We start from the raw sequence: 20,919 nt of genomic DNA on the forward strand, positions 1-20,919 counted from the left end.
GAACTATTGTTACTTAAGAGCTTCATCAAATGCACTTTCTATTTTATCAGCATCTTTAGATATTGCTAAAAGAACATAGTTATCTTTAGTTTTTAATACATGTTTTTCTATTAAGAAATATTCATCTGGAAGATAATCTTTAAAACTTTTACCTTGCTCTTCTACTCTTTTTGATAATCTTTCTTTAACGCTTTCTACATCATTAGCATCCTTAACTTTAATTACTGCTAATTCATCAGCTTTAAGATTTGTAGGGGCTACATAAAGAACAAAGTTCTCGATTTCATCAGCGTTTATATCATATAGCTTTTGAAGTTTGTCATTATCTCCTTCTTTCATTTCATCTTGGTTAGCAGCTTGTTTGATTTTTTCACCTATTTCTGCTGCTGAAATATTCTTAGCTTCTTCTTTACCAGAACATCCAGTTAAAGCTCCTAGTACAACAGTACCTACAACTGCAGTGATAAGAAATTTTTTGTTGATTTTTTTTAATAGTTTTAACATCTGCTTTAAATCTCCTTTTTCTATATTAAATTTTTAAGCATTTAAAATAATTAGCCAAAGATTTTCAAAATATCTTACGTCTTATTGAATCACTAATTTCTCTAGATAAGATTCTATCTAGAGATCCCATTTAATACAATATGACATAAAATAGTGACTGCCTATTTTTTTGAAAATACCTAATAATTATTTTACATTATTTTTTATATAATCAAGCCATAACTCATAAAAGTGATATTTAGCGTGTTTTCCGTCAGGCTCATATAAGTCTTTATTTTCTTTTAATAATGGTGCTATATTAAAATAATTCACTTCTTCTTTTTGTGCCATATTTATTAATGCGTTATTAAATTCATCAACACGAGTACTCGCAAGCAATGGATCCTCTTTCTGTGCTTCTTCATTAATAGGAAGAATAGAATGAATATAAATATTTGCCTCAGGCAATTTTTCCTTAAGCATATGTATAAGATCCGCATAATTCTTTGCAAATTGCTCGCCATCTATTCCTGACTCCAAATCATTCATTCCAAAAAGTATAAATATATTTTCCGGTGATAAACTAGCTACCTTGTCCACATCTGTTTGGGCATCAATAACAGTATGTCCTTTAGCAGCTATAACATGAGGCTCATCTACAAGCTCATAAAAATCTAAGCTTTCTGTTATAGAATCTCCCATAAACGCAGCATTTTTAAAAAATTCTTTATTATCCACTTCTACTTTTTTAACTTGATCACTATTATCTAAAGAAGAATTAGTATTATTATTTTTTTCTTGATTAACTTTATCTATATTTAAGACATCTTTATCTTTCTTTTCAGAAGCTCCACTTTCGCTAAAATTTTCAATTTTATTATCATTATTTTTATCTATATTATCATCATTTTTATCTATATTAACGTTACTTTTTGCAGATGCAGTATTCTTAGCAAAAACACTTTTAAATACATAATTTTTTATAGGTATTGATACAGCAACTACAACTAAAGTAGCAACAGTTATTGATGCAAAAAATCTTTTTGGATTAACAATTCTTAAATTTCTTCTTTTTCTTCTTCTATATCCCTTCATAATACACCTCTAGTAATCTTTTTCGTAGTTAATATATACATCCAAATGTTTAATCATAACATTTATCGACAAATAGTACATAAGAAAATTATATCCCTATTTTTTCTTAAAAGGTTAAGAAAAGGTTAAGAAAAGTTAACAATTTAACTTTATTTATATTTAGTTTAAATTAATATAAAATTCTATGCAACAAAAATGCTACATAAGGTCTTATGTAGTATTTTCCAATATAATTTAAAATTCAAAATTTCCTAATTACAGGGTTCCTTAATGAAAATTTAACTTACGCATGATTTTAATTCCATAACAAATTTTTTTTCTACGAATGAAAAATTAAGAATGAAAGATNNTTTTATAGAAAACTTATTTTCCAGAGTATATATTAAGTTTTCGCATTATACCCCTTTAGTATATTACGGTTTTATATTTTAATCTTTTATTTACATTTAATTAATAATAGATTTATGGTACTTAAGGTACGTTTTAAGATATACTTAAACAATGCACTTTCTTATTATTGATGATAATCTACATGCTGTAGTAAATTTTGTCTAAATTGTATATTAATCATCGCAATACTAAAATGTTATCATTGATTTTACATCTATTTTAAATTAAAATGAAAGGACTTATAACTAATTCTACTACTTAAAACAACAATCTTTAATTTCCACTACAAGTCTCAATGCAAATATACGAATATTCATATTTTCATATCTAATACACAAATTAAGAGGAATTTTGAAATCTTATATAAATTTTAACTTTATAATATTTCTCTAAAAATATGTTAAAAAACAATCTATTAGTGCAAAAGATAAAAGAGGTATACTCTTATCTTCAAAATAACGAAGGAGGTTATCTATGAAAGATTCATTAAAATTCAGCGAAATATTATCTATAGGACTATTATTATTTGCTATTTTTTTTGGTGCAGGAAATATGATTTTTCCACCTGCATTAGGGCAAGCTGCTGGTACTAATACACCAATTGCAATCTTAGGCTTTATTGCGGCAGACGTCGGCCTTTCACTATTAGCTATAATAGCTGTTGCCCTTGCTGATGGTAACTTTAATAAACTAGCTAGTCGTGTTCATCCTAAATTTGCTAAGTTTTTTATCATTGTTGTTTATATGGCAATGGGACCATTATGTATTGTTCCAAGGACAGGTGCAGTATCTTATGAAATGAGTGTACTACCTTTACTACCGCAGGGTTTTCAAGGTGAGTGGGTTGCACGACTTTTATTTACATTTGCATTTTTTACAATTACTTATTTCTTAGCATTAAATCCATCTAAATTAGTAGATCGTGTAGGTAAGATATTAACGCCTGCTTTACTACTTATGATAGGTATTGTAACTATAACTTCTATAATTTCACCAATAGGCAGTTTTTCAGCTCCAATTGAAGAATATGCCCATACACCTTTTTTAAAAGGATTTTTAGATGGATATCTAACCTTAGATGCTGTTGGTGCATTAATTGTTGCTATAATTGTCATAAACGCTATTAAAGAACGTGGCATAAAAGAACCAAAGCTAATTGCAAAAAATACAATTTATAGCGGTATAGTTGCTTCACTAAGCTTATTAATTGTTTATTTTTCATTAGCATATTTAGGTGCTTCAAGTAGTTCTCTAGGTCGAGCAAAAGATGGTGTAACTATACTTACAAATGTTATGAGTCATCTATTTGGCACGAGCGGTATATTATTGTTAGGATTAATTATAATCTTTGCATGTCTAACAACTTCAATAGGTCTTGTTTCAGCTTTTGGAAATTACTTTGCTGAATTGTCTTCAAAGTTTTCTTATAAGAAAATTACAGGACTAGTTTGTTTATTTAGTTTTATAGTATCTAATTTAGGTTTAAGTGTTATTCTTGAGGTGACTGTACCACTTCTCCTTATGATATATCCATTAACTATTATTTTAATTTTAGTATCATTTATAGATAAATATATTAATTCAAACTCTAAGGTCTATATTGGAGCTATGATATGTGCATTTGTTATAAGTTTCATTCAAGTAATCGAAGGCTTAGGATTTACTTTTTCTCCTCTATATGAAATTGCACATATGATTCCACTTTATGATGTGGGCATTGGTTGGCTAATACCTAGTATTATTGGTGGTCTTATTGGATTGTTTGTCCCTTATAAAAATGCTAACGAATTAAAGACTTAAACTTTTAATACAAATAAAAGTAACTTTATATACATAAATTACTTATATAAAGTTACTTTTATAAAAATTTTAATATATTTTTTCAGAAATCCATGTAAAAAAACTACATAACTAAAATCTTTTAATTATATCTTAATGTGTATACAATTAGTGTTTTTTCAACTTTATTTTACTATATGATTCCAATCAGATTTATCTTTATTTTCTGCAATAAAATATTCATTAAGTCTAATATCTAACATTACTTTAATCATATTATCAAATCCATGAGCAAAATCTGCCAAGTGAAGCTCATCGATATTCTGCCAAAAAACATCGCCTTCCTCACCATGTTCTATTAGTTTCCCCTTATATGAATATGTTTTGAAAAGAAAAACTATATACCTTTTATTATCTTTTGATATATACCAATCTTTAATACCACAAATCTCTAAATCATTTATTATTAGCCCAGTCTCTTCCTTAATTTCTCTAATTGCTGAATCTACTATAGACTCACCTTTTTCTATATGACCTCCAGGAAAAGCTATTCCAGTCCAATTTCCCTTAATTCTATTTTGAACAAGGACTTTATTATTCTCTTTGTCAATTACCATGGTCATATTAGTTAACTCTATATTCTCCATGTAATCCACCCCTTAAAAATAAATTATTATTTTACATAAATATAGCCGTAGAGTAAGCTCTACGACTGCTTGATTACCTAATGTCCTGCTTTGCATAATAAACTATTCCAATTGCTCCTGGGCCAACATGAACTCCTATTACTGGTCCTATGTCGCATATTTTAACCTCTAAACCAAAGATGTCTTTTATCCTATTACTTAATTCAATTGCCTCATTAAAGCAATTTATATGATGAATAACCACTTCCCCTAATCCATATTTATTAGTATCTTCTAACATTTTCTCTAACATTGTTGTTATAGCTTTCTTTTTGGTTCTAACTTTTGTATATATTGTTGTTTTTCCTTCTTCAACCGTCAAAATAGGGATTATTTTAAGTAAATTTCCGATTAGGGCGCTTGCTCCTCCAATTCTCCCACCTTTTTTTAAATATTCAAGATTATCTGGTATAAATAAAAACCTACTTCTCTTTAGGTTTTCTTCAGCAATTCTCTTAACTTCTTTTAATTCCTTCCCTTCCTTTGCTGCTCTTGCAGCTAAAATAGCTGCAAATCCAAGTTGCATACAATTAGAACGGGAATCTAATATTTCTATTTTTGCATTTTTATATTCTTCTAAAATCATATTTTTTACTATATGAGCTGTTGAGTATGTCCCACTCATCTCTGAAGATAGAAATATACACAGAATGTTATCACCATTCTCCACAATATATTTCATAACATCATATAACTCTTCAATGGAAGGCTGAGAAGAAGTAGGTATTCCTTCCTTCTCCATCTTTTTATAAAAATTTTCATTACTTATATCGGATTCTTTAAAATTATCATCTCCAAATATAACATTTAAAGATATAGCTTTTATATCTAATTCTTCTTTAATATTTTTATTAATATAGCTTGTGCTATCAGTTAAAATTTTTACTGCCATAACTTTCTCCTCAATCATAAAATCACTTATTTACCACCAATTTATATAGCTAATATTTAAAAGCATCTAAAAAATTAACTAACCAAAGATTAAAAAGATGCCTTATTATAGATTTATATTTACAATTAAATTTTAGCCACTTTGTAATTAAGTATATATGCTTATCTGAGGGATTGAAACCCTATAAACAAATAAATTAGAATTTCCACTTATAAAATCCTTATATATTTCTATATTCAATAAGTTTTTCACCTTACACCTTAATTTATTCAAATTTAAAACCTTTAACTCTATATTAACAAAAATACTAGTTTCACCTCTCACTATAAGATACTTTTTTATAATAATATTCTTATTATGAAAATACTCTGCATTAAAATAAGGAGTAGAAAATATATCTTCTACTCCTTATTTTACCTTAGCCAAATAAAACTCTGTCACTTAATGATTCTTCACTTTGAAGATTATCAAAATGAGAAAGCAATTTATTTACCGTTAATTCTCTTTTCTCATCTTTACATACATCTAAAACTATATTCCCTTGATGCATCATTATTAATCTATTTCCCATACTTATAGCATGATTTAAATTATGAGTTACCATTAAAGTTGTAATTTGATGTTCTTTTATAATTTCATCAGTAATTTCATTAATTCTTTCTGATGTCTTAGGATCTAATGCCGCTGTATGCTCATCTAAAAGCAATATTTGAGGCTTGCTCATTACAGCCATAAGTAGCGAAAGGGCTTGTCGTTGTCCACCAGATAATAAGCCAACCTTAATATTTATTTTATTTTCAAGACCTAAATCTAATTTACATAACATTTCCTGAAAAAAACCTATATTTTTTTTAGATATACCATTAGTTAAATTAAATGCATTTCCTTTATTTTGTGCCATAGACATATTTTCTAAAATCGTCATATTAGGTGCTACCCCTGACGATGGATTTTGAAATACTCTTCCTATAACTTTTGAACGCTTATATTCAGGCATAGTGGATATATCTTTACCGTCTAGAACAATAGTACCATCATCGAGCGTTATTGCTCCTGATATTATATTCATAAGAGTAGATTTTCCTGCTCCATTACTTCCTACTATAGTTATAAAATCGCCTTTTTCCACATTAAGACTAAATTTATCAAATATAACTTTTTCATTTACTGTATTGCTATTAAAAACTTTATATAAACTATTTATCTGTAACAAGAACCTCACCTCCTGTTGTTGCTTTTTTTCTAGTTTTAAAACTAAAATTTCTATTATTTAATGATAGTGCTATAACTACTATAATTACGGTCACAAGTTTTAAATCCGTAGGCTGAAAGCCTAGCTCTAAGGCAATAGCTATTATAGCCTTATATATTACTGAGCCTAGTATCGCCATAGTAGTTCCTTTCACTATATTAGCTTTTTTAAGTATAGATTCTCCAATTATAACAGCAGCAAGTCCCATTACTACAATACCAGTTCCCATACCCACATCTGCAAATCCCTGATATTGAGCCATTATAGCTCCAGCTAATGCAACTAGTCCATTAGAAAGCATAAGTCCTACTATCTTGATCATGTTCTTATTAACTCCTAGAGAAGTTACTAATTGCTCATTATCTCCTGTAGCTTTAAGAATAAAACCTAGCTTAGTTTTCAAAAATAAATCTAATATAAATTTTGAAGCTAGTGCAAAAATAGCAATTATGATTATAGGATTAGAAACTGATGTGAAAATAGTGTCTTTCCCAAATAGAGGAATATTAGATTTTCCCATTATTCTTAAATTTATTGAATATAACGCTATCATCACAAGAATTCCTGACATAAGGTTAGTTATCTTCAGTTTTACATGAAGCAATCCTGTTATGAGTCCTCCTATGCTTCCTGATATGAAAGCTACTAAGCATGCTATAAATGGATTTATACCATTCATAATACAAACTGCTGCAGTGGCTGCACCTAATGGAAATGTTCCTTCTACTGAAAGGTCAGGAAAATCTAGTATTTTATAAGTTATGTAGACACCAATAGCCATTATAGAAAATATTAATCCTTGCTCTAATATATTTATTAATAGCCCCATCTAATTAACACCTCCTGTAACCTTCTCAGCCTCATTATTTAAATCATCAGGAATAGTGATATTTAACTTTTTAGCTGCATCGGTATTAATTATTAGCTGCATTTCATCTAAAGTTACTACAGGAATATCTTTAGGTTCTTTTCCATTGATTATGTCAACAGCCATAAGTCCTGTTTGAAACCCAAGTTTATAGTAGTCAATACCAGTAGTTGCTAATGCACCAGACTCAACATGTGCTCTTTCTGCACCTATTATTGGAATATTATTTTTAAAACATTGAGCAGAAATTAATGGCATTGATGATGCTACTATATTATCTGTAGGAGTGTATAACACATCCACTTTCCCAAATAGAGAATTTAATGCTTGTGGTACATCATTAACATTAGTTATCCCTGCTGCTACAATTTCTAATCCGAATTGAGGTGCTGCATTTTTAGCATTATTTACTTGAATTTCTGAATTATTTTCACTAGTATTATATAAAATACCTACTTTTTTAGCTTCCGGTAAAATTTTCTTTAGAAGTTCAAACTGTTTATCAATTGAAACATAATCTGAGGTACCTGTAACATTTGTTTCAGGCTCTTTCATAGACTTAACAAGGCCAGCTTCTACTGGTTCTGTAACTGCTGTTACTAAAATTGGTATATCTTTTGTCGTATTGTAGGCTGCTTGAGCTGCAGGTGTTGCTATAGCCATTATCATATCCATTTTTTTAGATACAAATTTTTTCGCTATAGTTTGAGTTGTAGGAATATCTCCTTGGGCATTTTGAAAATCAAATGTTATATTTTTACCTTCTTCAAAGCCCCTTGATTTTAAACCATCAATAAATCCATTTCTTGTAGCATCTAATCCTGGATGCTCGATTAGTTGTGAAATACCGATTTTAATTTCTTTATCATCGCTGGAATGTGTATTATTAGAATTTGCACATCCTCCTAAAATAGCTGCAGTTAATAACACTGCAAAAACACTTTTTAATCTTTTTACTACCATACTACCATCCTCCAAAATATTTATAGTTATAAGGCATCTGAAAGAAAATAATGGCCAAAGATGTTAGAATATTTTAAGCATATGAACTAAAATAGCTAGTTAAAGATGCGAAATATATTTTGTATCAGACAAGAAGACAGGTTTTCATGATAGTTTAACTATCATGAAGTTCTGACGACGCAGTATGATATAAAATAGATAAGCATACTGACTAGTTATTTTTTGAATATGCTTCAATCAGACAAGGCGTCAGGTTCTGGCCATAGTGGAGCTATGAGCAGGTTCTGACAACGCAGTATGATGGAAAATAGGCTAACATACTGGTCTGTTATTTTTTTGAAGATGCCTAAATAAAAAAACTCCCCTATAGGAGAGTTATATGACAAAAAAACATAGACTCATTTTAATATCTCCTACAAAACTACCATTTTACCTAATTAAAATCTACTACATATAATAATATTTAATTTTACTTAACCTTCTAAATACTACTTTAAAACTACAAAATGCTACTTTAAAACTACAAAACTACTATCCTACTACATAAGTCAGAAAATTGACTTGTTAATATTCTATGTTTATTTTTTAAGATTGTCAATATTATATTTTTTACATATTAGGAATTGAACGGTGTCCTATTCCTATTACAACCTCATTTAAATGAAGTAGCCCTATGCTCATAAATATACATACACTTAAATGTTCTCCATATCTTGCTATTCCAATTTTCCCGCCAACATTAAGCCCATTTGCCTTTGCTGCAACTTGCATAATTGCTTCTCTTGTTGCACCTACTACTGCACCATCATGAACATGGCAATCTTCTATTATTCCACTTCTCTTTGATGCAACTAATGCTCTTTCTATTATTTTAGGAATAGAACTATTGATATTTCCACCAACGTCTACTGCTACTGACAAAATTCCTTTTTGCTTTAGCTCAGCTTCTAATACTTTTTCTTCTTCTCTAGAAGATATGGCAAGTTTCAAAGCAATTTTTGCTACATCTATACTATCTATAGCCATAATATTTCACCTCAATTTTATTATTATATAAGACATTATAAACTAATTCATCAAGTAATTGAATAAAATTCTCACTATGAATTAATACTTGTCTTTACTAGAATTAAAATAAAAACAAAAGTAACTTTATACAGAAGTAATTAATTGCATTCATTTAAAGTTACTTTTATAAAGAATTATATTTTTATTTTTTTTACTATACCTTCATATAGATAATCTAAATACTCTGTGTCTACATAATTATCTTTTAATGTATTTATTCTATTTTTAGCTTTGTCTGATACTTCTTTTGCTTCGGTAAAATCCTTTTGTTTTATACATCTACTTGCATATTCTAATAAATAATCAACCTTTAAAACTAACTCTGCTAAATCTTCTCTTTCATCATTAACTAATTTAACTAATAAATGATATATCTTTGGAGAAGAATTTGCCTTAGAATTGCTTAAAAGTTCATTATTGTTGCTACTTTTTTTAGACACTTTCTTACACCTCTTTGTATTTTATTAGTTATATATTTCCCATTTATAAATAATTAATTGATGTTATAAAAAGTATTTTATTCAACTAATGTTTTAAAAACTTTATTTCTGGATATCGCTCTGCTATCTTCTCCAGCCTCACAGATTCATCACCTTTAACATATTTATTAAAAAATGAAAGGCTTACATCATTAATCACATGATGAACATATTTTAAATCTTCGCCTTTCGTTTTAAATACTGATGTAAACTGATTAAGATCAGTGTAACTCATGTGATCTGTATTAGGAATAGTAAGAGTGTATACACCACCAGCCATAGCAACTTGTCTTCGCCTGGTTAATTCGCCCCATAGGTTGTTATACATATCACTGTTTAAGCTAGGCTGTTCTTTTGCAGCATTCATATAATCTTCGCTTTCCTCTGCATCCATTATCATAAATGGTTTGCCAATGCCCTTTTTAGGTATTGACTTTCCAAACAGACCACCATCCATATTAACGCCAGCCTTAACTCTATGATCTTCAAGTAGCATATGCATGGTATTTGCTCCTCCATAAGAATGACCAAACATACCTACACGGTTCATATCAATAAGTCCACCAAACCCATTATCTGAATTATCTTTATTTAATTCTTCTAATTTATCTAAGACGAATGTTGCATCTTCAGTCCATAATTGCATATGTTCATCTAATGAAGGTAATCCATCTTCTAACTGGGTTTTAACAGGAGCAACGCGTCCATCAGGAAACACAGTAGCTGCTGCATCATAGGTATGATCAATAGCAGCAACAATATAACCATGACTTGCTAGCTCTTCTACCTGAAAAGTATTTTGGTTACGATACTGATTCATACCATGAGAAAATATTAATAATGGCCATGCTTTCTCTTCTTTTGATATCAACGCATCCTGATGAGAATTAGTCTTAATTTGTCCTAAATGATCCAAAGCAAATACAGGATAAGATAAACCAGGGGCTAACTCCTTGGGATTTTTAATATACGGCGCTAAAGACTCATTGCTTCCAGCCTTTGCAGGATACCAAATCTGTACCATTAACTCTCGATGATCATTTGGATCTTCTGTATAATTTTCAGGTCGTTTATAATCAATGAAATGAAAAGTCTTTGTTCCTAATTCATACGGTCCTGTAGGCTTAGCAAATGAAAACATTGGCATAATAAGTGGTAGCCCAACTGCAACTATAAAATATATTCCTATAAGGAATCCCTTAAATATACGGGCACACTTTGAAGCTGACACTGTATATTTACGGGGAAATATAAAAATTTGTAATAGCAATACAACTAGCACTAAGTATGCAGGAATCATTTGCCATCGATATCCTTCTATTATTAATTGTAAAGCTGTAACCACAGCAGAGACCCCTAGCAAAATTACATTATTACGAGTAGCACCTCTTTCAAACATTAAAACGCCACCCAAGACTAAGAAATTTAATAAAATAACAAGTAATTCTATAACTCTCATAACGTTTCCCTCCGACCCTTTATCTCATTTTCAAAATTTTCACACATTTTTTCAATTAATCCTTTTTAAGTCCTTTATTTTTAAATAATATAAAATTATAAATTAAAATAGCACAAGAATGTACTTTTAATGCAATTTCTAGTGCTATTTTAATTGTTCTATTTAAATATTTTTTTAGTAATATTAGTGATCATATGGATGAATGGTACTGATAATATTATTAACAAAATAGATATAAAAGTATATATTTTATCTGTATTATAAAACATAAATAACTCTCTTGCTTGAGGTATTACAAATGCTGCTGAAAACAATATAGCCATTACCATTACAAGTAAAGCCTTAAAGGCATTTAATGGTTTTGCTACTTTTAATAAAACAACCAAACTAATTCCACCTAATACTAGTATGGACAATGTTCTACATTGTTCTATTGTTAGATTATTAAAATAACCTAACAAAAATATTACAAGAGTACTTAATCCTGTTACTATACCATTAGGTATTGCCACTTGGAGAACTCTTTTTAAAAACCCTCTATTAACACGTTCCTTATTAGGTGCTAGAGCAAGAAAAAAAGATGGAATACCTATGGCAACAGATCCTATTAAACTAAATTGTATTGGCATGAATGGAAAAGGTAGCAATATCAATCCAAATATAAAAGAAAGTATTATAGAGCATACTGTCTTTGATAAAAATAATTCTGATACTTTCTCTAAGTTATTTATAAGCCTTCTACCTTCTACTACAACTTTAGGAAGAGCACTAAAATCTGAATTTAATAAGACAAGCTGTGCTACTGCCTTTGTAGCGTCAGAACCATTAGCCATTGCAATGCCACAATCTGCTTCCTTTAATGCTAAAACATCGTTTACACCATCACCAGTCATAGCCACAATATGTCCCTTTAATTGAAGAGATTTTACTATTTCTTTCTTTTGATGAGGAGTTACCCTACCAAAAATAGTATTATTCTCAATAATTTCTGCTAATTGTTCACTATCTTCTGGTAAAGTTCTAGCATCTACATATTTATCTGCACTTTTAATACCTGCTTTCTTTGCAACAGCAGATACTGTTACAGGATTATCTCCTGATATTATTTTTAGTTCAACACCTTCTTCTTCAAAGTATTGGAAACTCTTAGTTGCCTCTTCTCTTATAATATCTTCAATAAGAATTAAGGCTGTTTTCTCTACATCATTTAACGTCTGATTTTTAAATTCATCCTCTGAGGTCTTTGCTAAAAGAAGTACTCTTCTTCCTTTTATAGCTTCCCCTTCAACCATTGATTTTATTTCTTCATATTCGTCATTTAAAATCATTTCTGGAGCACCAAGAACCCATGCTCCCTTTTCTTCAAATTCAACCCCACTCCATTTTTTCTCGGAAGAAAACGGTATTTTATTTTTTATTTTTAATTCTGGCTTATCTTTATATTTTTCCAATATAGCCTGTTGTGTTGGATTTATACTAGGTGATCCATGAACTATTCCTGCAAGGATTTCTTCAATATCATTAATATTACTATTTTCTAAAGGCATTATATCAGCTACCTTTAGCCTGCCTTCTGTTATAGTTCCTGTTTTATCAAGACATAACACGTCTACTCTAGCTAAAACCTCAGTAGCTGGAAGTTCCTGTACAAGAGTATCCCACTTTGAGAGCCTTATAACTGCCACTATAAAAGTAGCACTAGTTAAAAGTACAAATCCTTCCGGTACCATACCTATAATACCTGAAGATGCTCCTATAACTGCATCTTGCCAACTCCTATCAGCGAAAAAAAGCTGTGTAGCAACAAGTAATATTCCTATGGGAATTACAATCCAAATTATTACTTTAAATATTTTATTTACTGCTATTTGGAGTTCTGAATTAATAAGCTTATATCGTTTTGCTTCTTCCGCAAGTTTAGCTGAATATGTATCAGCACCAACACTTGTCACCTTAGCATAGCCATTTCCTGCTACTACAAAACTTCCTGATAAAATCTTTGAAGAATACTTTTTTAATACAGGATCTGATTCTCCAGTAAGTAAAGACTCATCTACTTCAATTTCGCTTCCGTATAATATTTCTGCATCGGCTGCTATTTTTGCTCCTGGATTTAAAACCATAATATCGTCAATAACTAAATCTTCCATAGAAATTTCTTTCTCTACTCCATCTCTCATAACCTTAACATTAGTCATATTTAAAAGAGAAAGCTTTTCTATTATGGCCTTAGCACGAACTTCTTGAATAACACCAATCATGGTGTTACTTATTATAACTCCTGCAAAAAGAGCATTTTTAGGTGATCCTGCTGCAATAACAATTATAGCTAAAACTGCATTTAAGGCATTAAAACTAGTAAATAAATTGGCTCTAATTATCTGCCAGATTGTACGGGATGGTGTTTTAGGAATAATATTTACTTTACCCTTTTTAACCCTGTCCTTTACTTCTTTATCTGTAAGCCCATAATTCACATCATTACTTTTTAAAGCTTTATAGGATTTATTCTCATATATAAACTCTGACCTCATATAGCCACCTCTTTTTAGTTCCACTTAAATTACTTATACTTATTATTTTTCTTATATAATTTAATGCTTAGTTCTAATCTTCCTTCTTTATATATTCTAATTATCTTTTATTAGAATACACTTAGAAAATACCAACTAATTTATTAGATTTCCATTTGAAATATTATACTTTTAATTAATAATAAAGTTTATCCTAATTTCTTAACAATAATCATTTTTGCATATACGTCTTTCATTACATAGATGTAATGTTATTGATTGGGAAACAATTGATGGTGAAGAAAAGACTATATGATTATTAGGATTTAATAAAAATTCTGAACATGAAATGATTAACTTCGATGCAGAATTAGCACAATTAATAAAATTTGAATAAAGCCCAAAATAATTTAATTATAGATGTTTTTATATTCTTTTATTATAATGATGATAAAATATGTAAAATATAGCTTTATTTTTCATATTTATTGTAAGTCTTATTTTAAATTTTAAAAAATATAAAAGGGGGCTATGGTAAATGGTAAATTATAAAAGATGTTCAGAGGTAGATATAAATTTGGTCTACGAAGCTTTTCAAGTTGGTTTTTCTGACTATATTATAAAAATTAATATGTCTAAAGATGACTTTGTAGCTAGATTTTTAGGCCCAGAAGGAAACTGTTTAGAGCATTCATTTGTAGCACTTGATGCAGACAAAGCTGTTGGTCTTATACTTGGGGGAATTAAAGCATATGAAGGAATAAAGACAATAAGATGCGGTACCTTAGCCGTTCATCCTGATTATAGAGGTAAGGGAATTAGTAATAAACTTTTTGAGCTCCATAAAGAAGAAGGAATAAAAAATCAATGTAAACAACTATTTCTTGAAGTTATAGTTGGTAATGACAGAGCTATTAATTTTTACAGAAAACTTGGATATGAAAAAATTTATGACCTTTCCTATTATTCATTTGATGATACATCAAAGCTAAAAAAATATGATATTACAAATGTTTATATTAGAAAAATTGATTTATCTGAATTTGAAAAGGTCATAGATAAAACAAAAGACATTCATACTAACTGGCAAAATGATATAGACTATATAAAAAAATGTGACAATACATTCTATTATGGCTCATACTATGGTGATGAATTAATTGGCTCTCTTTGCATTAGTTCTAATGGAAAACTTAGCTTTTTATGGACTAAAAATGAGTTTAGAGGAAAGGGAATTGCTTTATCTCTTTTAACCAAAGCTTGTGAAGAATTAACTATATCAAAAGTTGCTATTGCATTTCCTAATAACAACCTTTTACAAGGATTTTTAAAACATATGGATTTTAAAAAAGATAGTATTAACCAATATGAAATGTATTTAACTTTATGATCAAGGAACCCATCATAATAAAAAATGCATACGTTCATATAATCATCTTCTATTTGCTTTGTAATATTTGAAATCTTTAAGTCACTATTTTCTTTTACCTACTTTAATTATAAAATATAATGGCTGACACCTATATGTCAGTCATCATATTTTTCTAATAATTCTTTTAAATATTCTCTAGTTTCCTCTTTTAAATACTTAGGCTCTATAACTTCACATTCTTTGCCAAAGCCTAAAATAAATTTTATTAACCCTTCTTCATATGGAAAAAAATCTTCAACAATAAACTCTCCATCTTCTAAAATTCTAATTTTGTCTTTAGAAAAATATTCTTTCAATTGTTCTCCAATTTTACAAGTAAATTTCAACTTAACTTTAATACTTCTATTGCTATATCCTTCATCAAATATTTTTTCTATTTCTTCTTTAGAAATATCTTTTTTTATAAAATTACTACCTAATTTAAGATTTCTTACTCTAACTAATTTAAACATTCTATAAGAATTTTTTATTCTACAGAAAGCTATTAAATACCATGAACCTTGATTAAACTTTATTTGAATAGGTTCAGCTATTCTTTCATAATATTCCATCCTTCTATTTATATAATAAAACTCTACTAATCTGCTCTCTTCAATTGCTTTATTAATTAGAAATAAATATTCCTTAAGTTCATCCTCCATACTAAAGTGAGACATATTTATACTCAATTTATCATACTCAAATATTTCTTTTTTATATACATTTTCAAATTTCAAAATAATATTATTAAATTGCTCGTTATTCCCAAACAAAAATTTTAAATTATTCATTACTGATATTAATGGTTGAACTTCTTTCTTATTTAAAAAGAGATTATCTAAATTATAGTTTTCCATTATATAAAAGCCGCCATTTTTTCCCCCAATAGAAGCTATGGGAACACCTGCTTCACTTATTTTTTCTATATCTCTATATATAGTTCTTATAGATACTTCAAAGTGCTCTGCAAGTTCCTTTCCCGTAACCATACCCTTATTAGAAATTATTAATAAAATTGATAATAATCTATCTACCCTCATGTTTACACTCCACGTTTTTAACGCTTTTACCCTTTCTTAAAATTCCCTTTCTTTCTTATAATTTAATCTCTAAAGATGCATATAGGTCAAGATTTTAATAAAATTTTATAGTTAAAAAGCTGTGAACATTTTATCTTTGTTCACAGCTTTTTTATTAAGTTTCATATATATTAAATTTATATTTTATTTACATAGCTTGCTCTTCTAAATTTCCACTGGTAAATTGACTATTATAAAGATCTGCATAGAACCCATCTTCTAATAAAAGTTCATTATGATTACCTTTTTCAATTACACTACCATTGTTCATAACAAGTATTAAGTCTGCATCACGGATTGTTGATAATCTATGCGCTATAACAAAGCTTGTTCTTCCCTTCATAAGTTCTGTCATTGCTTTTTGTATATAAGACTCTGTTCTTGTATCTACACTACTTGTTGCCTCATCTAAAATTAGTATTGCAGGGTCAGCAAGTATGGCACGAGCAATTGTAAGTAATTGTTTTTGTCCTTGAGAAATATTAGAAGCCTCTTCATTTAATATTGTATCATATCCATCTGGAAGAGTTCGAATAAAGTGGTCAGCATGAGCTGCCTTTGCTGCCTTAATAATCTCTTCATCAGTAGCACCACTACGTCCATAACCTATGTTTTCTCTTATAGTGCCATTATATAGCCATGTATCTTGAAGTACCATTCCAAACATGCTACGTAAATCTCCACGATTTAAATCTTGAATATTAACACCATCTACGGTAATCTTACCATCGTTTATCTCATAAAAACGCATTAATAAGTTAACAAGTGTAGTTTTTCCTGCACCAGTTGGACCTACAATAGCAATAGTTTGACCTTGCTTAACATCAATATTCATATCTTCAATAAGAGTAACATCCTCTTTATATCCAAATTTAACGTGTTCAAATTTAACTTCACCTTTAGGAGATGCTATAACATTATTGTATTCACTATCCTCAATCTCTTCAACTTCATCAAGAAGTTCAAAAACACGTTCAGCAGATGCAACAGTTGATTGAAGGATGTTTGCTATATTTGCTGTTTGAACTATTGGTTGAGTAAATTGTTTTGAATATTGAATAAAAGCTTGTATATCACCAATTTTAATTCTTTCCTTAGTAACAAAAATACCACCTACAACACATATAAGTACATATCCTAGATTACTAATGAAAGTCATTAATGGCATGATAATACCAGAAATAAATTGAGCTTTCCAACCTGCATTATATAATTTTTCATTAATTTCATTAAATTCATTTATTGACTTTTCTTCATGTCCAAATGCCTTAATAATTTTATGACCAGTATACATCTCCTCAACATGACCATTTAACTCACCAAGTGATTTTTGCTGCTGAGCAAAATGCTTTTGTGATTTTGATGCTATAACTTTTGTTACAAATATATATAATGGCAAAGTCACAATGCAAATAAGTGTTAATACTGGACTTATAGTAAGCATCATAACAATAATACCTATAAGTGTAAGCATAGATGTTATAAGTTGTGTAATACTCTGCTGTAATGTACTACTAATATTGTCAACATCGTTAGTTACACGGCTTAATATTTCCCCATGAGTATGAGAATCAAAAAATTTAAGTGGTAGATGTGAAAGTTTATTATTAATATCATTACGCATATTATAAACTGTCTTCTGTGCAACACCAGCCATAATTAATTGCTGAACATAGTTAAAAGCTGCACTAATTATATAAAATGCTATTAAAATAAGAATTATACGTCCTATATAATCAAAATCAACACTAGGCACAGGTTGATTCATCTTTATAGCCGTAAACTTAGCCATAATGCCTTCAAATAGAGCCGTTGTAGCTTTTCCCATTATTTTAGGTGTTACAATACTAAAAACCGTACTTAGAATAGCCATTAAAAATACTGCACAAATTTGAAGTTTATGAGGTGCTAAATACCCTATTAATCTTTTTAGTGTTCCTTTAAAATCTTTTGCTTTTTCTACAGCCATTCCCATACGAGGTCCACCATGACCTAATTTTGCTCCATTGTCTGGTTTACGTTCTATACCTTTTTCGCTCATGCTAATTCCTCCTCTGACAGCTGTGAAGATACAATTTCACGATATACATCACAATTATTTAAAAGTTCTTTATGATTTCCTATTCCTGCAATTTGTCCATCATCTAAAACTATAATTCTATCTGCGTCCATAACTGTACTTACTCTTTGTGCAACTATAATCACTGTTGATTTCCCTGTCTCCTTTTTAAGTGCTGTACGCAATTTTGCATCTGTCTTAAAATCCAAAGCAGAAAAACTATCATCAAAAACATATATCTCTGGTCTTCTCACCAATGCACGAGCTATGGAAAGACGTTGTTTTTGCCCTCCTGAAACATTAGTTCCGCCTTGAGATATAACAGATTCAAATCCATCTTTCATGTTAGAAATAAAATCTGAAGCTTGAGCAATTTCTGCTGCATGTTTAACTTCACTATCAGAAGCATCTTCCTTACCATATCTTATATTATCAGCTATGGTACCAGTAAATAACACTGCCTTTTGAGGTACAAAACCTACCTTCAATCTAAGATCTTCCTGGGTCATTTCCCTGATATCTATATCATTAACTAAAATGCTTCCGCTACTAACATCATAGAAACGTGGTATAAGACTTATAAGTGTAGACTTACCAGAACCTGTTCCCCCTATAATCGCAGTGGTTTCACCAGGCTTTGCACTAAAAGAAATATTACTTAAAACTGACGTCTCTGCACCAGGATAGTTAAAAGTAACATCTTTAAACTCAATATAGCCTTTTTTACTATTAGAACTTTTAGTATTGTCTCCATCATTTATTTCTGAAACAGTATCAAGTACTTCATTAATTCTTACCGCTGAAGCTGATGCACGAGGAATTAATATAAACATCATAGAAACCATAATTAATGAAAACATTATTTGCATTACATATTGAATAAATGCCATTAAATCTCCAACTTGCATACCTCCATTATCAATACGGATACCTCCAAACCAAACAACTGCAATTGTTGTAAAGTTAAGTACTACCATCATTATTGGCATTAATGCAGCCATTATTTTATTAACCTTTATAGCTGTATTAGTAAGATCTAAATTCGCTTTATCAAAACGCTTTTTTTCATGGTCAATTCTATTAAATGCACGTATTACTCTAATTCCTGTAAGATTTTCACGTAATACAAGGTTTAATTTATCAATCTTTAATTGCATCATCTTAAATAATGGCATACCTTTTTTCCCAATAATACCTATTGCTATAGCAAGTATAGGCATTACAACAATAATGACTAGTGATAACTTTGCATCTTTCGATACTGCCATTATAATACCACCAATACACATCATTGGAGCACTAATCATCATACGAAGCATCATTACTAATACTTGTTGAATTTGTGTAATATCATTCGTAGTTCTTGTAATAAGAGAAGATGCTCCTATTTTATCGAATTCTTGCAATGAATAACTTTCAACCCTTGAAAAAACTTTTCCACGAAGATCTTTGCTAAATCCTGTTGCAACTTTTGAGGATAAAAAGCTAGCTAAAATTGTACAAATAGTACCGCCTGCTGCTACAAGAAGCATGAATCCACCAATTTTAAAAATATAGTTTGTATCTCCATTCACTATCCCCGTATTAACTATATTTGACATTAAAGTTGGTAAATACAGTTCAGAAAGGGATTGAAAAAATACAAGTATTAAAATAACAGCTATAGAAGCTGCATATGGTTTTAAAAACTTAAACAACTTAATCATTAATAATCATCTCCAGTCAGTTAAAGCTATTAAACTTTTCATGTAAAATTAAGTTAATAAATATCTTTAATAAAAAACTTATTGGCTTTAGGCATCTAAAATTAAATTTTATTTAATTTGATATTATATATCTACCTTTTTGTCACATACCTTTAAAAGATTATCGCGCATTTGCATGAATAACCTACGAAGTAAAACTTGTTCTTCCATTGTAAAATTACTAAAACATTCCGATTCTATACTTTTTACAATCTCATTCATATCTTGGCAAATTTCTCTACCATACTCAGTGAGATATACTCTTGATATCCGTTGATCTTCAGGATCTTGACGCCTCTCCACAAGTTTTGATTTTTCCATTCTATTTAACATTACCGTAATTGTAGCAGGCTTTATTTCAAGCTTACTAGCTAATTCTTTTTGGCTTTGCCCATCTTTCATATATAGAACATGTAACATAGGTGGCTGTCCAGGATACAGGCCTATTTTATCAAGTTGTGTGTGAGTGCGGTAGTAATGTAATCTTATCACTTGATAAAAAACATGATATAGTGAATCAGATTCATAACAATTCATTTATTTCCTCCTAACTATTTAGCTGGCTAAGTATTTTTTAATATTATCATTAAGTTATTTTCTAGTCAATAATTTTATAGAAATTTATATAAAAAATTTTAACTTTCTTATTTGTCAATTTTGTTTCAGATGACTTGTTGCCAAGCATTTATTATAGGGCC

17 protein-coding genes are annotated in these 20,919 nt (G+C 29.4%); 2 read left to right on the forward strand and 15 right to left on the reverse strand.

Going from position 1 to position 20,919, the window contains the following annotated elements; all coding sequences use genetic code 11:
• Positions 1–9: 9 nt before the first annotated feature.
• Together B2W91_RS08975 and B2W91_RS08980 are read right to left on the reverse strand one after the other, a co-directional pair.
• A complete protein-coding gene (locus B2W91_RS08975; protein WP_291580161.1) occupies positions 10–504 on the reverse strand; it encodes a DUF4358 domain-containing protein in 495 nt (164 codons plus the stop codon).
• 186 nt (positions 505–690) lie between these two features.
• Positions 691–1,578, reverse strand: a complete 888-nt coding sequence (locus B2W91_RS08980; protein ID WP_291580163.1) for a GDSL-type esterase/lipase family protein — start codon at positions 1,576–1,578, stop codon at positions 691–693.
• 864 nt (positions 1,579–2,442) lie between these two features.
• Between B2W91_RS08980 and brnQ the strand changes: the two genes are divergently transcribed.
• Complete coding sequence (brnQ, locus tag B2W91_RS08985) at positions 2,443–3,768, forward strand: branched-chain amino acid transport system II carrier protein (protein ID WP_291580165.1); 1,326 nt, start codon at positions 2,443–2,445, stop codon at positions 3,766–3,768.
• Between the two features lie 164 nt (positions 3,769–3,932).
• Here brnQ and B2W91_RS08990 read toward each other — a convergent pair whose 3' ends face one another.
• The 9 genes from B2W91_RS08990 to B2W91_RS09030 all read right to left on the reverse strand — a co-directional run bounded on the left by B2W91_RS08990 (position 3,933) and on the right by B2W91_RS09030 (position 13,948).
• Positions 3,933–4,394: an 8-oxo-dGTP diphosphatase gene (locus B2W91_RS08990; RefSeq protein WP_291580166.1), complete on the reverse strand. Its 462-nt coding sequence runs from the start codon at positions 4,392–4,394 to the stop codon at positions 3,933–3,935.
• Between the two features lie 73 nt (positions 4,395–4,467).
• Positions 4,468–5,325, reverse strand: coding sequence for a DegV family protein (locus B2W91_RS08995; protein WP_291580168.1), 858 nt, complete (start codon positions 5,323–5,325; stop codon positions 4,468–4,470).
• Positions 5,326–5,743: 418 nt separating this feature from the next.
• Entirely contained in the window at positions 5,744–6,538 is a 795-nt protein-coding gene (locus B2W91_RS09000; protein ID WP_291580171.1) for an ABC transporter ATP-binding protein, read from the reverse strand.
• Positions 6,522–7,406, reverse strand: coding sequence for an ABC transporter permease (locus B2W91_RS09005; RefSeq protein WP_291580173.1), 885 nt, complete (start codon positions 7,404–7,406; stop codon positions 6,522–6,524). Before B2W91_RS09005 ends, B2W91_RS09000 begins: the two co-directional genes overlap by 17 nt.
• Positions 7,407–8,408, reverse strand: a complete 1,002-nt coding sequence (locus B2W91_RS09010; RefSeq protein WP_291580174.1) for an ABC transporter substrate-binding protein — start codon at positions 8,406–8,408, stop codon at positions 7,407–7,409. It lies immediately after the preceding gene.
• Positions 8,409–9,017: 609 nt separating this feature from the next.
• Complete coding sequence (locus tag B2W91_RS09015) at positions 9,018–9,434, reverse strand: HutP family protein (protein ID WP_291580176.1); 417 nt, start codon at positions 9,432–9,434, stop codon at positions 9,018–9,020.
• A gap of 176 nt (positions 9,435–9,610) precedes the next feature.
• Positions 9,611–9,916: a hypothetical protein gene (locus B2W91_RS09020; protein ID WP_291580178.1), complete on the reverse strand. Its 306-nt coding sequence runs from the start codon at positions 9,914–9,916 to the stop codon at positions 9,611–9,613.
• Positions 9,917–10,001: 85 nt separating this feature from the next.
• Positions 10,002–11,369 carry an alpha/beta hydrolase family protein gene (locus B2W91_RS09025; RefSeq protein WP_291580179.1) on the reverse strand — a complete coding sequence of 456 codons (1,368 nt, stop codon included), beginning with the start codon at positions 11,367–11,369 and terminating at the stop codon, positions 10,002–10,004.
• A gap of 203 nt (positions 11,370–11,572) precedes the next feature.
• A complete protein-coding gene (locus tag B2W91_RS09030; RefSeq protein ID WP_291580181.1) occupies positions 11,573–13,948 on the reverse strand; it encodes an HAD-IC family P-type ATPase in 2,376 nt (791 codons plus the stop codon).
• Positions 13,949–14,465: 517 nt separating this feature from the next.
• Between B2W91_RS09030 and B2W91_RS09035 the strand changes: the two genes are divergently transcribed.
• The gene (locus B2W91_RS09035; RefSeq protein WP_291580182.1) at positions 14,466–15,317 is read left to right on the forward strand and encodes a GNAT family N-acetyltransferase; all 852 of its coding nucleotides are present in this window, start codon (positions 14,466–14,468) and stop codon (positions 15,315–15,317) included.
• A gap of 137 nt (positions 15,318–15,454) precedes the next feature.
• Here the strand turns inward: B2W91_RS09035 and B2W91_RS09040 are convergent, their stop codons facing one another.
• The 4 genes from B2W91_RS09040 to B2W91_RS09055 form a co-directional block, all read right to left on the reverse strand.
• Positions 15,455–16,378, reverse strand: a complete 924-nt coding sequence (locus tag B2W91_RS09040; RefSeq protein ID WP_291580183.1) for a helix-turn-helix transcriptional regulator — start codon at positions 16,376–16,378, stop codon at positions 15,455–15,457.
• 187 nt (positions 16,379–16,565) lie between these two features.
• Complete coding sequence (locus B2W91_RS09045) at positions 16,566–18,458, reverse strand: ABC transporter ATP-binding protein (protein WP_291580184.1); 1,893 nt, start codon at positions 18,456–18,458, stop codon at positions 16,566–16,568.
• Positions 18,455–20,182, reverse strand: a complete 1,728-nt coding sequence (locus B2W91_RS09050) for an ABC transporter ATP-binding protein (RefSeq protein WP_291580185.1) — start codon at positions 20,180–20,182, stop codon at positions 18,455–18,457. The genes B2W91_RS09045 and B2W91_RS09050 overlap by 4 nt, the downstream gene beginning before the upstream one ends.
• Positions 20,183–20,305: 123 nt before the next feature.
• Positions 20,306–20,758: a MarR family winged helix-turn-helix transcriptional regulator gene (locus B2W91_RS09055; RefSeq protein WP_291580186.1), complete on the reverse strand. Its 453-nt coding sequence runs from the start codon at positions 20,756–20,758 to the stop codon at positions 20,306–20,308.
• Positions 20,759–20,919 lie beyond the last annotated feature (161 nt).

The organism is Clostridium sp. UBA6640 (assembly GCF_002455975.1).
Classification (GTDB): domain Bacteria; phylum Bacillota; class Clostridia; order Clostridiales; family Clostridiaceae; genus Clostridium_J.

Bases quoted from the DNA above. Each gene is read 5' to 3' on its own strand.
- B2W91_RS08995 (WP_291580168.1), bottom strand. From the start codon at position 5,325: ATGGCAGTAAAAATTTTAACTGATAGCACAAGCTATATTAATAAAAAT.
- B2W91_RS09005 (WP_291580173.1), bottom strand. From the start codon at position 7,406: ATGGGGCTATTAATAAATATATTAGAGCAAGGATTAATATTTTCTATA.
- B2W91_RS09055 (WP_291580186.1), bottom strand. From the start codon at position 20,758: ATGAATTGTTATGAATCTGATTCACTATATCATGTTTTTTATCAAGTG.
- B2W91_RS09010 (WP_291580174.1), bottom strand. From the start codon at position 8,408: ATGGTAGTAAAAAGATTAAAAAGTGTTTTTGCAGTGTTATTAACTGCA.
- B2W91_RS09015 (WP_291580176.1), bottom strand. From the start codon at position 9,434: ATGGCTATAGATAGTATAGATGTAGCAAAAATTGCTTTGAAACTTGCC.
- B2W91_RS08975 (WP_291580161.1), bottom strand. From the start codon at position 504: ATGTTAAAACTATTAAAAAAAATCAACAAAAAATTTCTTATCACTGCA.
- B2W91_RS09045 (WP_291580184.1), bottom strand. From the start codon at position 18,458: ATGAGCGAAAAAGGTATAGAACGTAAACCAGACAATGGAGCAAAATTA.
- B2W91_RS09035 (WP_291580182.1), top strand. From the start codon at position 14,466: ATGGTAAATTATAAAAGATGTTCAGAGGTAGATATAAATTTGGTCTAC.
- brnQ (WP_291580165.1), top strand. From the start codon at position 2,443: ATGAAAGATTCATTAAAATTCAGCGAAATATTATCTATAGGACTATTA.
- B2W91_RS09030 (WP_291580181.1), bottom strand. From the start codon at position 13,948: ATGAGGTCAGAGTTTATATATGAGAATAAATCCTATAAAGCTTTAAAA.
- B2W91_RS09050 (WP_291580185.1), bottom strand. From the start codon at position 20,182: ATGATTAAGTTGTTTAAGTTTTTAAAACCATATGCAGCTTCTATAGCT.
- B2W91_RS08990 (WP_291580166.1), bottom strand. From the start codon at position 4,394: ATGGAGAATATAGAGTTAACTAATATGACCATGGTAATTGACAAAGAG.
- B2W91_RS09040 (WP_291580183.1), bottom strand. From the start codon at position 16,378: ATGAGGGTAGATAGATTATTATCAATTTTATTAATAATTTCTAATAAG.
- B2W91_RS08980 (WP_291580163.1), bottom strand. From the start codon at position 1,578: ATGAAGGGATATAGAAGAAGAAAAAGAAGAAATTTAAGAATTGTTAAT.